Origin of the sequence: Oceanihabitans sediminis (assembly GCF_003337215.1) — a bacterium.
In the GTDB taxonomy this organism is placed as follows: Bacteria; Bacteroidota; Bacteroidia; order Flavobacteriales; family Flavobacteriaceae; genus Oceanihabitans; species Oceanihabitans sediminis.
This window is the reverse complement of sequence record NZ_QPIG01000001.1, coordinates 838,710-853,532: the sequence shown is the minus strand read 5'-3', so window position 1 is coordinate 853,532 and position 14,823 is coordinate 838,710. Positions and strand designations below refer to the sequence as shown.

The following is a 14,823-nucleotide window of genomic DNA, read 5'->3' as shown; positions in this document are numbered from 1 at the left end:
GGATATAATAATAAATATGTTCGACACAGATAAAATTAGAAAAGATTTCCCAATACTTTCTCGTGAAGTAAATGGCAAGCCTTTAGTGTATTTTGATAATGCTGCAACATCACAAACACCAAAACAGGTAATTGATGTTATTGTAGATTATTATTCAAATTTCAATGCAAATATTCATCGTGGCGTACATACTTTAAGTCAAGAAGCTACAGATAAATACGAAGCTGCTAGACATACTATTCAAAAGCATTTTAATGCAAAACATGCACACGAAATTATTTATACTGCTGGTACAACAAACAGTATTAACTTAGTTGCAAATGGTTTTGCATCCCTTTTAGAAAAAGGGGACGAAATCATAGTTTCTGCATTAGAACATCACAGTAATATTGTTCCTTGGCAAATGCTTTGCGAAAAAACAGGAGCTGTATTAAAAGTAATTCCAATGAACCAAAACGGGGAATTACTTATGGAGGAATATGATAAACTTCTTAACGAAAACACAAAACTCGTTTTTGTAAATCATATTTCAAACGCTTTAGGAACCATTAATCCTATCAAGGAAATCATAGACAAAGCACATAAACATGGTGCTGCCGTTTTAATTGATGGTGCACAATCTTGCCCGCACATCAAACCAGATGTTCAGGCTTTAGATGTAGATTTTTATGTAGCTTCTGCTCATAAAATGTGTGGACCAACAGGAGTTGGAATGCTTTATGGAAAAGAAGAATGGCTAAACAAACTTCCACCTTACCAAGGAGGAGGCGAAATGATTGCAGAGGTTTCTTTTGAAAAAACAACCTATGCAGGTTTACCGCATAAATTTGAAGCTGGAACTCCTAATATTTGTGGAGGAATTGCCTTTGGAGCCGCGATAGACTACATGAATACCATAGGTTTTGAAACTATTGCAAACTACGAACACGAACTTTTAGAATACGCTACCAAAAAACTTTTAGAAATTGAAGGTTTAAAAATTTATGGTACAGCAAAAAATAAAACTTCAGTAGTATCCTTTAATCTGGAGGGCATTCACCCTTATGACGTAGGAACCATTTTAGATAAAATGGGTATTGCAGTAAGAACTGGCCACCATTGCGCGCAACCAATCATGGATTACTTTAAAATCCCTGGTACTATTAGAGCGTCCTTTGCCTTTTATAATACAAAACAAGAAATAGATGCCTTAGTAGAAGGAGTTAAGAAAGCACAAAGAATGCTATCTTAATTAAAACTTTAAGACATAATCAATAAAACACCTTCCGAGGTGTTTTTTTTGTTTTAAACCGAACCCTAAAATACATTAAATGTAATTTTAGCTAAAAAAAGTTAACACATTCTCACCTTATGTGCATAATTTTTATACTTTAGCAAACATCTTAACCAAAACCATAAATTATGAAGAAACTAGTTTTAAGCTTTGCCGCCCTAGCAATGCTGTTTACATCATGTAACGAAGACCAAAACACTATCGATCCTGTAGATCAAGCAGAAGTAGACATGAGTGATTTTTATGTGTACACAAATGGTGATATGGAAGAAGCAAATAAAGTTGCTGCAAACAATGGTTTAAAAACCTGCTACACGATGGTAAACCTAAACAGGATGTTAAATGAAAATCCAAGTTTAGAAGAAAAGATGTATGATATAGAATATCAAACTAGAAAATCTATAGCTCAAAAAGGAAAACCGCCAAAAGGAGGTGGTGGTGATGGAGGAACAGAGCCTACTCCAGATGATTTAGGAGTAATTAACATTCCAGTGAATGTACATGTTGTGTATAGCAACGCTGAACAAAATGTAAGCGATAGCCAAATTAACTCGCAAATTGCAGTTTTAAATAAAGATTTTAGAGCAAATAATACAGACGCAAATCAAGTTCCTAGTGAGTTTGCAGGTTTAGTTGCAGATACAGAAATCAACTTCACCCTAGCTAATACCTACAGACACTTTAATGCTACTTCTGCATGGAGTACAAATGATGCTGTAAAAGCTGCTTATCCGCCAGTATCTCCATCTACACATCTAAATATTTGGGTTTGTAATATAAGTGGTGGTATTTTAGGATACGCACAATTTCCAGGAGGACCTTCGCAAACAGACGGAGTGGTAGTTTTATACTCTAGCTTACCAGGAGGATCTGCTGCACCTTATAACAAAGGAAGAACATTAACACATGAGGTAGGTCACTATTTAAACTTACGTCACATCTGGGGTGATGGTAGATGTAACAGAGATGACTTTGTTTCAGATACGCCAAAATCAGATGCTGCAAACTACGGATGCCCATCTTACCCAACAGTTAACTGTCGTTCAGCAGATATGACGATGAACTATATGGATTACGTGAATGACGATTGTATGTATATGTTCTCTAAAGGACAGAAATCAAGAATGAGAGCAATCTTTGAAGCTGGTGGTGCAAGAGCAAGCATGTTAAATTAATACTAAAAACATTTATTAAAATATAAAGACGTCAACTTTGGCGTCTTTTTTGTATATTCTATGTAAAATACAAGACCAAATAACTATGAAAATAATTACGATACTTTTATCGGTGATTGCACTAAATTCCTGTGGAAACACTAAAGCTGCTTCAAACATGCAAGAAAACCTAGACGCAAAAAAAACCGAAACCCTTTCGGGGAAATACATCATATCTAATCTAATAAACACGGAAGAATTACCAGAAGACATACACCTAATCTTTGATGAAACTACAAATAAGGTTTCCGGTTATGCTGGCTGCAATACTTTTTCGGGAAACTACACAATAGAAGGAAATAAAATCAAATTAGACTCTTTTATAGCTACCAGAATGTATTGTGAAGACACGATGGAAATAGAACAAAACTTAATGAACGCATTACAAGAGGCTGATTCCTTTTCTTTAGAAAACATGGAGCTTAGCATAAAAAATGAAAATGGGATTTTACTTACCGGAAAGAAAAATACTACTTCAAAAATATCACAAAAGGAAGATCTTTTAATCGAATACAAAGCAATTTCCAGAGGCCTGTTTCAAAGTGTAACCATAAAAGGAAATACAATTCTAGTACAAAAAGACAGGAGCTCAGAACCACAAGTAAGAAAATGTACAAATGAAGAAATAGCTTCTATTGAAAAATTATTAGCAGAAATAACCCTAAAAGAATTAGAAAATTTAGAAGCTCCTACAAAAGCACACCAATATGATGGTGCAGCTGGAGCTACTTTAAAAATCACTAAAAAAGGGGATGTTTTTCGTACGGTAACTTTTGATCATGGCAATCCGAATAAGAAGATTGCAAAATTTGTAAACAGTATTTTAAAAATGGCTGAATTACAATAATTCTATGGTTAAAACCGTAGATAGTTGTATTTTTGCATAAAACAAAATAACGTGACTATTCAAGAGATACAAAACGAAATTATAGAAGAATTTTCAATGTTTGAAGACTGGGAGGAGCGCTATCAATACATGATAGATTTAGGGAAATCTTTACCGCTTATCCAAGAGCAATACAAAACGGAAGATAATATTATTAAAGGCTGCCAAAGTAAAGTATGGGTGCATGCAGAGATGCAAGATGATAAAGTGGTTTTCACTGCAGATAGTGATGCAATAATCACCAAAGGAATTATTGCTATTTTAATCCGTGTTTTCTCTAAGCAACATCCAAAAGATATTATTGCAGCAGACACAGATTTTATTGATGAAATCGGACTAAAAGAACATTTGTCTCCTACAAGAGCAAACGGTCTAGTAAGTATGATTAAACAACTTAAAATGTATGCAATCGCATACCAAACACAACTAAGTTAGTTGTCATAAAAAAAATTAATATGAGCGAAACTATAGATACAGAAGTATTAGGAGAAAAGATTGTAAAAGTTATAAAAACCATTTACGATCCAGAAATTCCTGTAGACATTTACGAATTAGGTTTAATATATGACGTATTTGTAAATGAAGATTATGATGTTAAAATCTTAATGACTTTAACAACACCAAACTGCCCAGTGGCAGAAACACTTCCTTTAGAGGTAGAAGAAAAAGTAAAATCTATTAACGAAGTAAGAGACGCAGAAGTAGAAATTACTTTCGATCCGCCTTGGTCACAAGAACTAATGAGCGAAGAAGCAAAATTAGAGCTTGGTATGCTTTAAATAAATAAGAATGCCAAGACCTAAGCTTAAATCACTAAAAGAAGGGAAGAAAACCGATTTAAAAAAATCTTTTAGTGCGCTAATTTTTATACCTAGATTCTTTAAAGAAATCTGGAAAACCAACAAAAAGCTCTTTTTAGTCTCCGCATGCTGTAGACTAATTGGAGCTGTTTTGCCTGTAATCATTCTGTGGATAGGGAAAATAATTATTGATGAAATAATTTTACAAACCAAAACAGAGGTCTCAGACTTAAACATACTATGGACCTATGTAGCCATCGAATTTGGGTTAATAATCCTTTCCGATTTGGTTAGTAGAGCCATCTCCCTAACGGATGGTTTATTAGGAGATGCTTATTCTATAGATTCTTCCGTTAGGATTATAAAAAAGACTAATCAAATAAACATTAGTCTTCTAGAAGATGCGGAGTTTTACGATAAATTAGAACGCGCAAGAACACAGACTACGGGTCGTGTCGGACTTATGTCTAATGCGTTGGGAGAAGTACAGAGCTTGATTTCTATACTTACCCTAGTTGCCGGTTTAATTTATTTTGAACCTTATCTTATCATTCTTTTAGTACTGAGTATTATTCCTTCGTTTATTAACGAAATTTGGTTTAGCCAACAACAATACTCTTTAGCGAGAGGGTGGACAGCAGAACGTAGAGAATTAGATTACCTAAGATTTATTGGTGCTAACGACAAAACAGCTAAAGAAATTAAGCTTTTCGGTTTAACAGATTTTGTAGTAGACAGATTTAAGAATCTAGCACAAGAATACTATGAACTAAACAAAAAACTAGCAGTAAAACGTTCCGCCTTAGGCTTCACCTTTAATGTTTTAGGTACTTTAAGTTATTACGGAGCTTATGTTTTTATTATTTACAGAGTAATTTCTGGAGCAATCACTTTGGGAGAACTTACCTTCTTATCAGGTTCATTCAACAGACTAACTAAAAACTTACAGGAGTTCTTTTCAAAATTCACACGAATTACAGAAAGCGCCCTTTACCTAAAAGATTATTTCGATTTCTTAGATATATCTATAGAACCGAATCACAAAGAAGACATGCCGCTTCCGACAACAATAAAAGAAGGATTCGAATTTAAAAATGTACGCTTCTCCTATCCAGGATCAGATACCGAAATACTAAAAGGCATTAGCTTTAAAATGAAAGCAGGAGAAAAACTAGCTTTTGTTGGTCAGAATGGTGCAGGGAAAACAACTTTAACAAAATTATTGCTTCGTTTTTACGAACCAACTTCTGGAGAAATTCTTCTAGACGGAGTAAATATCAACCGATTCGACAAAGCAGCTTATCAAGAGTTTTTTGGCGTAATATTTCAAGACTTCTTTAAATACGAATTTACTGTAAAAGAAAATATTGCTATTGGAGACATTGATGAAATTGAAAACCAAGAAAAAATAGAAAATGCAGCAGCACTAAGTTTAGCTGACGAGGTGGTAAAAGAGCTGAAGTATGGCTATAACCAACAACTTGGTAAGCGATTTGCTAAAGGACAAGAACTCTCTGGCGGACAATGGCAAAAGGTAGCACTTGCAAGGGCTTATATGAAAGATGCCAAAGTGATGATACTAGATGAACCAACTTCTGCCCTTGACGCAAAAGCAGAAAGCGAAGTATTTGATCGTTTTATTGGCTTAACACAGTCTAAAACAAGCGTTATTATTTCGCATAGGTTTAGTACCGTAAGACAAGCTGATAGAATTTTGGTTTTAGAAGAAGGTCGGGTTTTAGAATTTGGAACCCACCAAGAATTAATGAACAACAAATCCTTATATGCAGAGTTATTCACACTACAAGCAGAAGGATATCAATAAATATAAAAATTTGTAATATGGCGGAAGAAATTATTAATCGCGTTGCGAATAGTAAATTAGAAGTTTTTGATCTTGAGGATTTTTACCCTGCAGGACGGCGAATCCATTTTGATATAAAAGATTGGCTTATGGAAGGCTTGGTATTACGTGAAAAAGATTTCAGGCAACAAGTAAAAGAACATGATTGGTCACAATACAAAGATGCTTATGTCGCTTTATATTGCAGTACAGACGCTATTGTTCCTGATTGGGCCTATATGCTTTTAGCCATTCAGTTAGAGCCATTCGCGAAAAAAACAGTCTTTGGAAGTTTAGAAGATTTAGAAGCATCCCTTTACCAAGAAATTATTACTAACCTAGATGTATCATCCTACAAAGGCAAACCAGTAATTATTAAAGGTTGTTCCAAAAAACCGGTGCCTTCAAGTGCTTATTTAATGATCACAAACAAGCTAAAACCTCTTGCAAAATCCATTATGTTTGGGGAAGCCTGTTCCGCTGTGCCGCTTTATAAACACAATTCATCTACAAAATAAGCAATTCATCTATATTTAGATAAATATACCACGGGACTTTCAACTATTTATACTTGTTATAACTATTTTTGCCCCGTTAAATAAAAACACTATACAATGAAAAGATTTTTATTATTAGCTGCATTATTTATTGGAGTAACTTCAGTAAACGCACAAACGGATGAAAACACAATATCTAAAGAGGAATTAAAAGCTAAAAAAGCAGAAAAACAAGCTATAGCAAATGCTGCGCAAGCGGAAGCAAATGCTTTACAAGCACAAATTGACAATTTACCAGGATGGAGAAGAGGTGGAAACATCTTAATTACTTTCAACCAATCTGCATTCAATAATGAATGGACTGGTGGAGGAATCGGTAACATAGCCGGTAATGTATTAATCAACTATAACTTCAACTTAAAAAGAGGAGATTATATTTGGGATAACAAATTCATGGTAGACTATGGTGTTAACAAAAACAAAGGAGATGAAGCTTTCACAAAGTCTAACGACAAAATAGAATTCAACTCTATTGGAGGTAAAAAAGCTGGTAACAACTGGTTCTACTCTGCTTACTTTAATGCTAAAACACAATTAGACAAAGGTGCAGATGGTAACACACACTTTTTCTCTCCTGCTTACTTCCAGGCTGGTCCTGGCATGTTCTGGAGAAAATCGGATAACCTAAACGTGATGATCTCTCCTGCTGCTGCTAAATTAATCGTAGTACACAGCGAATACACGGATGTTGAAGACAATCTGTTTACACCTACTATCAATGAGATAGCTGAATTTAACGCTAATGGCGGATACTTTGGCGTAGAAGCTAACGAAACTACTCGTTTTGAACTTGGAGCTGCTGTAAGAGCTTACTACAAATTAGGTTTAGCTAAAGGAATTGCTATGGAAAACATCTTAGCTCTTTACACAAACTATTTAGAAGAACCTAAAAACGTGGACATAGATTACACCATGAATCTTGCAATGTCTGTAAACAAATACATCTCTGCTAACTTAGTGTTTCAAGCAATTTATGATGACAATGCGAACAGCAACGGATTCCAAATTAGAGAAGCTTTTGGTGTAGGATTTAACTATGCATTCTAAGTATTAACAAAGAATAATTTTATATAAAAACGCAATTCTATAGAAGTGCGTTTTTTTTATGGTCTAAACTAAACAAAAATCCCAAGACAGGAAGCCTTGGGATTTTTAATATATAATGTTTTAGGGAATACTATTCCTCTTCTTCAGTATAATCTGGATATAAGAAATGATTATAAGGAAAACGTGTTACATGTATTTCACGAACTTCATCGTAAACACGTTTCTTAAATTCTTCTAAGTTTTTCTTATTCAAGGCAGAAACAAAAAGGGCATTATCCTTCCCTACTCGATGCATCCAAGTTTTCTTCCATTCACTTAGGGTATAATGAGATTCATTTCTTTCTGCAATTAAATCGGTTTCATCAAAAGGCTCTGGTTTGTACTTATCAATCTTGTTAAAAACCATGATAATTGGCTTATCAGAACTTCCTATTTCTCCTAAAATTTTATTTACAGACTCGATCTGATCTTCAAAATTAGGATGCGAAATATCTACAACATGCAGTAGTAAATCTGCTTCGGTAACTTCATCAAGCGTACTTTTAAAACTATCTACCAATTGTGTTGGTAGTTTACGGATAAAGCCTACCGTATCGGATAACAGAAAAGGTAAGTTTCGAATAACTACTTTACGAACCGTGGTATCTAAAGTTGCAAATAGCTTGTCTTCTGCAAACACTTCACTTTTACTTATCACATTCATTAAGGTAGATTTCCCAACGTTTGTATAGCCCACAAGCGCGACTCTAACCATCTTACCACGATTACCTCGTTGAATAGACATTTGTTTGTCTATGGTCTTTATTTTATCTTTTAAAAGAGCTATTCTATCACGTACTATACGTCTGTCTGTTTCAATTTCTGTTTCCCCAGGTCCACGCATTCCAATTCCCCCTCTTTGTCGCTCTAAATGCGTCCACATTCCTTTAAGTCTAGGAAGTAAATATTGGCATTGTGCTAACTCTACTTGAGTTCTTGCGTAGCTTGTTTGTGCTCTTTGCGCAAAAATATCTAGGATTAAATTGGTTCTATCTAAAACCTTACATCCTAAGATTTTACTAATGTTTCGCTCTTGAGCAGCTGAAAGCTCGTCATCGAAAATGGCAGTACCTACTTCATTTTCTTCTATAAATTGCCTAACATCCTCCATCTTTCCAGAACCGATAAAGGTTTTAGGATTTGGCATATCCATCTTCTGGGTAAAGCGTTTTAAAACTTCGCCACCAGCTGTAAAGGTTAAAAATTCTAACTCGTCTAAATATTCTCTAGACTGTACTTCATCTTGTTCTCTAGTTATTACTCCTATAATTACGGCTTTTTCTAAGCCTATGTCTTTTTTTTCTATCATAAATCAATATATAGTGCAAAGTTAATCAATTGTAAGCAGTTTTATTTTTATATTTTTGGGGAAACGCAAAAGTGTGACTTTACACTAATTTCATTTATACTTTTTCTTTTAAAAACCCCATTATGATTGGTTTATCTAATAACACAAATCAAGAACATATGCATACCATAGCTTTTTATAATACAGAAAATCTGTTTGATATTTATGATGATAAAAAGAAGTATGATAATGATATGCTACCTACTACCGATAAGCGCTGGACGAGGAAAAGATACAACGAAAAACTTAAAAAAATAGGACAAGTAATAGAGAATATTGGAAAAAAGGAAACAGAAAAGCATCCTGCTATAGTTGGTTTAGCCGAAATTGAAAATGCTAAGGTGCTAAAGGACTTAATAGCTTCAAAACATTTAGATGCGTGCAATTACAAATTTGTGCATTACGAATCAAAAGATGAACGCGGTATTGACGTGGCACTGCTTTATGATAAAACTCTTTTTACGGTAGAGCATTCTGAAATATTTTTTTTAGAACTTTATAACGATGCTGGGCTTCCAGATTATACCAGAGATTTATTATTAGTTTCCGGAGAATTAGAAGGCATTAAAACGCATTTTATTGTAAATCATTGGGCATCTAGAAGAGAAGGTCAAAAAGAAACAGAACATAAAAGAATAGCCGGATCGAATAAAGTAGCGGAAATTATTTCGAATTTAAAAAGAAATGATCCGGAAGCTATAATTATTGTGATGGGTGATTTTAACGATAATCCGTCGAGTTATACTATTAAACGTATAGTAGAAGGATTCAATTTATTTAATCCAATGGAAAGTTTACGAACCTACTCAAGAGGAACGTCTAAACACAAAAGACAGTGGTTTATGTTCGATCAAATATTTTTTTCTAATAATCTATTAAATGAAACAGAAACCTCGTTACGGTTTGACAAAGCAGATATTTTTGATGCAGATTTTTTAAAAATATCTAGTGGAAAATTTAAAGGCGCTCCCTTTAGAACCTATCTTGGAAAGAAATACAAAGATGGCTACAGCGACCATTTTCCGGTGTATATTACACTGAAAAATAATATATAGAGAATCTACAGCACCAGTATTTAAACAGCTTGATAAATTATTACAGAAAGAACAATACATGCAACTGGTAATAGCCAAAGCATTAACAAACTGTGGTTGGCAGATTTCTTTCTAAGCATTTTTGCATTTAAAACTTTTCTTTTCTGTCCGGCATACTGAATCCAATTTTTAAAGAATATAAAGATAGTCGCTAACACAAACAATATAATTGCCTTGTCTTGCGAAATAGCATCCAAGTGCATCTGCTTAGAAAAACCAGCAAAAAACACCCCTAAAACTAATAAAATAGAGCTTTGCAACACAGATATATAAACTGTAGCAATCTGATTGGCGTTTTTGTTTTTAGCATTTTTATAATGCTTAAATACATTAAAGAATAAAGACTCGAAAAGTGTCATAATTTTGTGTTTAAAAAACAAAAACCACATCTTTAAGATGTGGTTTTGTTTAAGGCTTAAAGTTATTTTAATTACTTAAAACTTTAAGATTATCTATATGATATCTTGTAGTTTGTGTTGGATCTGAACCTTCATAAAAGAAACCTATAAAAACATCCCCACTGTAAGAAGAAACATCTATGGTACCAATTGGTTGTAATCCTCCAAATCCACTAGATGGACCATTAGGTATTGGAGCATTTAACGGCTCCCAAGTAGCAGTTGTTGGATCACCAGTAAAATCTGTTGATATATAAGCAGATAAATGAATACCTGTTGAGTAAGCTATCTCTAAATCAAAAGTTAATATTTTACTTGAATTAGCAGATAAGTTTATTGCAGGGGTAACTAACCATACATCAGCTTCAGAATTATTAGAGTTAAAAGCAGAAATTCTAGCATAGTCATTATTATTAAAACCACTTACAAACCAATCTGTACTAGTACCACTGATATTTACATTCGTCCAACCTTCTGCTGTAAACCCATTGAAGTTTTCAAAGTCTTCTTCAAAAGTAACCGTAAAATCATTAATATCTAATAAAGAACACCTAGTTCCGTTCATATCCACATCTGCAACATCATTCAAGGCTAAAATAATTGTACTACCATCAAAAGTTTTGTTTACAATAGCTTTTATAGAACCGTTACCTGTTGGTAATAAATGTTCCTTAAATGTAGCAAAAGAACTGGTTTCTAAAGCCATTTCAGTATAATCAAAACCTTCGCATGCTTGCATAGCTCTTTGTGTATCATAAACTTGTACAGCGTCAAAGTAACGCTCTCCTGCTAAGTTATCTGCAAACTCTACTCCATCAACTTGTACAAAAACACCTACATGTTCGTTAGTAATAGAAGAAAAACTAACGGACAAAGGTGTTATTGCTTCTGTTACATCAGAACGTAATAAGTTTGTTCTAATTTGGTTTGTATTTAACCTTGTAACGGTTCCTCCATATTGGTCAAACTCGGTTCCTCCTCCAATAGTAATGATACCGTTTCCAACTCTTTCTTCTCCAATATAAAGTCCTTTTAAGTTGATATAAACTTCACGACCTTGATTGTATTGGTTGTAAGTATCAACTTGCTCAAGGATTATTTTTAAAGCTCCTGTTGGATCTGAAGGTGCATCTTGTAAATAAAACTCTTTAAAGAAGTTTCCAGATTTGTCACTTGAAGAAACATATCCTTTTACATAAATATCATTTTCTACATAAAAAGGAACAGTACTAGATCCATCTTCTACATATAATTCTTTTACATAAGCAAGATCTACTTCTGTAGAATTTGCTAACATTTTAGTTAGTGCTTCGTTTTCCTCATTTCCTAAACTTGTAGGAACTGTATAATCGTCATCTTGCACACATGAAGTAATAGCTACCGAAGCTACTAAGGCAAGTATAAGTGTTAAAAATTTGTTTGTTCTATTCATGGCTTTGTTATTTATAATTTGTGAATTCTGGAATGGCTGGCATTTCATAATTCTGATGTTTTATTGTTTATTATTTCTTTTCTAGAATCTAAAGTACACATTTACAAAGTAGTTAGTACCACGACCGTACCAATATTTAGGTCCAAAAACACGTTTTGGGTTTGCATTGTCGTCTCTTAACTCTCTAAAGTTTGCATTTCTACCTTGCTCAAAACCACCTGTTTTGTACTCTTTATCTAATACGTTTCCGATACTAGCAAAGAAACCAACATAGTATTGATCAATTTTCCAAGATTTACCTCCTACAAGATTAACAACCATATACTCGTCGAATTTTTCTTGTTTTAATAATTCGTTAGCTAACTCAGCATCGTAATCATTAAAAGGTAATCCATCTGCGTCTAAATAGAAGTTCTTAGTTCTAGTTAAAGCATTAACATCTAAATAAGCATTAGAGAAAAAGTTTGCTGTTGCACCAAACCACCAGTAATCTGGGTCACGGTATTCAAAACCTACAGAAGCAGCACGTTGTGGTCCTCCTGCAACTTTATAATCTTTTAAGTTTGCTTGTCCGTAAGAAATAGAACCGTCAGCCGATTCAAAACTTGCAGATGTTAAGTATAAGTTAGGATTGTTATCATAAGTATATTCTCCTAGAGAAGCAGCTCCTTTTAATTTAATAGTTGGAGTTACTTGTGCTTCAACACCTAATTCTACACCAATATTCTTTTTATCAATTCCAGTTAATACTTCTTGTACGAAAGCGGAAGTAGAGTTTTCAGCAATTACATCACCACTTAATCCATCTGCGTAATAGAAACCAACTTCGTTAGCATCTTTAATAGTAGAATAGAATCCTGTGATTTTTGCTTGAACAATTGGAGATCTGAAAATATAACTAGCATCAAAAGCATTTACTTTTTCTTCTTCTATACCTCTTACCACATTGTGATTTTCTCTTGAGTTAGAGAATGTATTACGTAAAGAAGGAGCTCTTGTTATATAACCACCATTAACATCTAATAAATGTTTTCCTGTAATTTTATAAGTAAATCCAGCTTTAGCACCAAATCCGTTAAAAGTAAGTTTCTCACCTTTTCCGTATGATTTATCTCCAGCAAATCTACTGTGCTCCCATAAACCTTCTCTTTGGTAAGTAGTATTTGTTACACTACCAGAAAGATAAAAATCTATTTTGTTGTATTTGAATTGCGCTTGAGCATATCCAGAAATCACATCTGCAAATAAATTATAGTTGTATCTAAATTTATCTCCCTCTCCTACAATTCTGTCTGGGTTTTGGGCGTCGTATTGGAAATTATCAAAAGAATCTACGTTAGAAGCACCAATAGTAGAACCTAATAAATCTAATATTTCACCAAAGTTTTCAGATTTTAATTTCTTATAGTTAATAGAAGCATTAAATAAGATGTTTTCATTTATTTCTGAACTTAAGATAGAGTTTACGGTAAGTTGTTTATCGTCTGCACGGTCTTCGTATAGTACGTATGCTGCAGGACTGCTTCCGTTAATATCTGTGTTGTTATTTAAGTTAGCTGTAAAAATATAATTCCAATCAATTTGACCGTTGTTTATAAATTCTTGCTCTGCTAAATAAGCACCAGCGTAATCTGGTCCATCGCTATCAGCTAAATGATAACTTGGTAAGTCTTGGTAGTATGCTGGACTTGGGTTAGAACCTCCAGAATAATCTAAACGGCTATTTCCTAATTTACCAAATTGGTATCCAACGTTGGTATTTAATCGGGTTTTAGAAGAAAGATCCCAGTAGTGGTTTAACATTAAAACTGGCTCTTCTACTTCTTTAATACGAGAGTTTCTTTTGTCGCCGTCAAGGTATCCCCAGTATTCGTTATACTTGATTCCTTTTAAATCATATACTTCTTGCGTATTAGGAGAAGATTTCCCTCTTCTGTTAGGTGCATATATAGAAGTAAAGTTTAAGCTATGCTTATCATTGATTTGCTTTTCAACAGATACAAAGAAAGAGTTTGAGTCATATAAAGAGGCATCTTGGAAACCTTCATTACCCCAACGTCTTCCTGCCATGATAGCATAAGACCATCCGCCTTCCATCAATCCAGATGCATAACTAGCCATTAAACGGTTAGTATAACTTCTGTTTGAAGAAGAGTAAGTTACACGACCACCTTCTCTGTAGCTAGAAGCTCTAGTGTTCATGTTAGTTGTCCCTAAAATACCACCAAAGTTGTAAGCAGAAGGAGTTAATCCTGAAGTTAATTCTTGGTTACGCATAACATCGTTAAGCCCTCCCCAGTTACTCCATTGTGGTCTTCCATTGTAAAGCTTGTTCATTTCAATTCCGTTGATTAGAACTGAACCGTTTTCTGAATCTAATCCTCTCACCTTAAAGAAAGAAGAACTGAATTCAAAAGCAGCTGTACGTTGAAAAACATCTTTAGAGGATGATAAAAGACCAGAAATATTATCTGCTCCACTAGTATCATCATTTAACTCATCGTCAGATAATGTAATAGTAAATAAATCATTTCCTGAAAGATCTTTTTCCATTACCATATCATCAATGGTTAAGGTTTCACCTTCATTAACAATAATTGGGTAACGCTGTGGAACGAAACCATTTTTTGTTAATCTTAATACTTGTTCGCCAAAAGGCAATTTACTGTTAAAAGCAAACACTCCTAGCTCATTGGTTAGAGTAGAAAGGTTTGTTCCTTCAATTGTAACAGTAACGTCTGAAATTGGCTCTAACGAAATAGGTTGTTTTACACTACCCGTCACTACCGTTTGCTGCGCAAACATGGTAAAGCCTGATAAAATTCCGAAGAAAAGAATTAAAAATCTTTTTTGCATACTTAAATTTATAGTTAATAAACTTTTTATACGTTA

General features: G+C 33.9%; 13 protein-coding genes. 9 read left to right on the top strand and 4 right to left on the bottom strand.

The window, feature by feature from the left end; genetic code table 11:
- The first annotated feature begins 16 nt into the window (after positions 1 to 16).
- The 8 genes from DU428_RS03815 (at position 17) to DU428_RS03780 (ending at position 7,620) form a co-directional block, all read left to right on the top strand.
- Complete coding sequence (locus tag DU428_RS03815) at positions 17 to 1,231, top strand: aminotransferase class V-fold PLP-dependent enzyme (RefSeq protein ID WP_072347457.1); 1,215 nt, start codon at positions 17 to 19, stop codon at positions 1,229 to 1,231.
- 170 nt (positions 1,232 to 1,401) lie between these two features.
- Positions 1,402 to 2,448, top strand: a complete 1,047-nt coding sequence (locus DU428_RS03810; protein ID WP_072347459.1) for a zinc metalloprotease — start codon at positions 1,402 to 1,404, stop codon at positions 2,446 to 2,448.
- A gap of 85 nt (positions 2,449 to 2,533) precedes the next feature.
- Positions 2,534 to 3,334: an META domain-containing protein gene (locus DU428_RS03805; RefSeq protein ID WP_113965832.1), complete on the top strand. Its 801-nt coding sequence runs from the start codon at positions 2,534 to 2,536 to the stop codon at positions 3,332 to 3,334.
- A gap of 51 nt (positions 3,335 to 3,385) precedes the next feature.
- Positions 3,386 to 3,808 carry a SufE family protein gene (locus DU428_RS03800; RefSeq protein WP_113965831.1) on the top strand — a complete coding sequence of 141 codons (423 nt, stop codon included), beginning with the start codon at positions 3,386 to 3,388 and terminating at the stop codon, positions 3,806 to 3,808.
- 20 nt (positions 3,809 to 3,828) lie between these two features.
- Positions 3,829 to 4,152 (top strand): iron-sulfur cluster assembly protein, encoded by a 324-nt coding sequence (locus DU428_RS03795; protein ID WP_113965830.1) that lies wholly within the window; start codon positions 3,829 to 3,831, stop codon positions 4,150 to 4,152.
- Positions 4,153 to 4,162: 10 nt separating this feature from the next.
- A complete protein-coding gene (locus DU428_RS03790) occupies positions 4,163 to 5,998 on the top strand; it encodes an ABC transporter ATP-binding protein (protein WP_072347467.1) in 1,836 nt (611 codons plus the stop codon).
- 17 nt (positions 5,999 to 6,015) lie between these two features.
- Complete coding sequence (locus tag DU428_RS03785) at positions 6,016 to 6,534, top strand: DUF2480 family protein (RefSeq protein WP_072347468.1); 519 nt, start codon at positions 6,016 to 6,018, stop codon at positions 6,532 to 6,534.
- A 96-nt stretch (positions 6,535 to 6,630) separates the two neighbouring features.
- On the top strand, positions 6,631 to 7,620 hold the full coding sequence (locus DU428_RS03780) for a DUF3078 domain-containing protein (protein WP_072347470.1): 990 nt from the start codon (positions 6,631 to 6,633) through the stop codon (positions 7,618 to 7,620).
- Between the two features lie 130 nt (positions 7,621 to 7,750).
- Here the strand turns inward: DU428_RS03780 and hflX are convergent, their stop codons facing one another.
- Positions 7,751 to 8,968 carry a GTPase HflX gene (gene hflX / locus DU428_RS03775; RefSeq protein ID WP_113965829.1) on the bottom strand — a complete coding sequence of 406 codons (1,218 nt, stop codon included), beginning with the start codon at positions 8,966 to 8,968 and terminating at the stop codon, positions 7,751 to 7,753.
- A 122-nt stretch (positions 8,969 to 9,090) separates the two neighbouring features.
- Here hflX and DU428_RS03770 point away from each other — a divergent pair, with 122 nt between their 5' ends.
- On the top strand, positions 9,091 to 10,062 hold the full coding sequence (locus DU428_RS03770; protein WP_243633443.1) for an endonuclease/exonuclease/phosphatase family protein: 972 nt from the start codon (positions 9,091 to 9,093) through the stop codon (positions 10,060 to 10,062).
- Between the two features lie 20 nt (positions 10,063 to 10,082).
- On the opposite strand, the gene DU428_RS03765 is transcribed toward DU428_RS03770, so the two are convergent.
- From DU428_RS03765 to DU428_RS03755, 3 genes are all read right to left on the bottom strand, one after another.
- Complete coding sequence (locus tag DU428_RS03765) at positions 10,083 to 10,460, bottom strand: hypothetical protein (RefSeq protein WP_113965828.1); 378 nt, start codon at positions 10,458 to 10,460, stop codon at positions 10,083 to 10,085.
- Between the two features lie 67 nt (positions 10,461 to 10,527).
- Positions 10,528 to 11,979: a DUF5689 domain-containing protein gene (locus tag DU428_RS03760; protein WP_243633442.1), complete on the bottom strand. Its 1,452-nt coding sequence runs from the start codon at positions 11,977 to 11,979 to the stop codon at positions 10,528 to 10,530.
- A 33-nt stretch (positions 11,980 to 12,012) separates the two neighbouring features.
- Positions 12,013 to 14,787 (bottom strand): peptidase associated domain and porin domain-containing protein, encoded by a 2,775-nt coding sequence (locus DU428_RS03755; protein WP_072347478.1) that lies wholly within the window; start codon positions 14,785 to 14,787, stop codon positions 12,013 to 12,015.
- Positions 14,788 to 14,823: the final 36 nt, after the last annotated feature.

Bases quoted from the DNA above. Each gene is read 5' to 3' on its own strand.
- DU428_RS03770 (WP_243633443.1), top strand. From the start codon at position 9,091: ATGATTGGTTTATCTAATAACACAAATCAAGAACATATGCATACCATA.
- DU428_RS03810 (WP_072347459.1), top strand. From the start codon at position 1,402: ATGAAGAAACTAGTTTTAAGCTTTGCCGCCCTAGCAATGCTGTTTACA.
- DU428_RS03780 (WP_072347470.1), top strand. From the start codon at position 6,631: ATGAAAAGATTTTTATTATTAGCTGCATTATTTATTGGAGTAACTTCA.
- hflX (WP_113965829.1), bottom strand. From the start codon at position 8,968: ATGATAGAAAAAAAAGACATAGGCTTAGAAAAAGCCGTAATTATAGGA.
- DU428_RS03815 (WP_072347457.1), top strand. From the start codon at position 17: ATGTTCGACACAGATAAAATTAGAAAAGATTTCCCAATACTTTCTCGT.
- DU428_RS03765 (WP_113965828.1), bottom strand. From the start codon at position 10,460: ATGACACTTTTCGAGTCTTTATTCTTTAATGTATTTAAGCATTATAAA.
- DU428_RS03785 (WP_072347468.1), top strand. From the start codon at position 6,016: ATGGCGGAAGAAATTATTAATCGCGTTGCGAATAGTAAATTAGAAGTT.
- DU428_RS03790 (WP_072347467.1), top strand. From the start codon at position 4,163: ATGCCAAGACCTAAGCTTAAATCACTAAAAGAAGGGAAGAAAACCGAT.
- DU428_RS03795 (WP_113965830.1), top strand. From the start codon at position 3,829: ATGAGCGAAACTATAGATACAGAAGTATTAGGAGAAAAGATTGTAAAA.
- DU428_RS03805 (WP_113965832.1), top strand. From the start codon at position 2,534: ATGAAAATAATTACGATACTTTTATCGGTGATTGCACTAAATTCCTGT.
- DU428_RS03755 (WP_072347478.1), bottom strand. From the start codon at position 14,787: ATGCAAAAAAGATTTTTAATTCTTTTCTTCGGAATTTTATCAGGCTTT.
- DU428_RS03760 (WP_243633442.1), bottom strand. From the start codon at position 11,979: ATGAAATGCCAGCCATTCCAGAATTCACAAATTATAAATAACAAAGCC.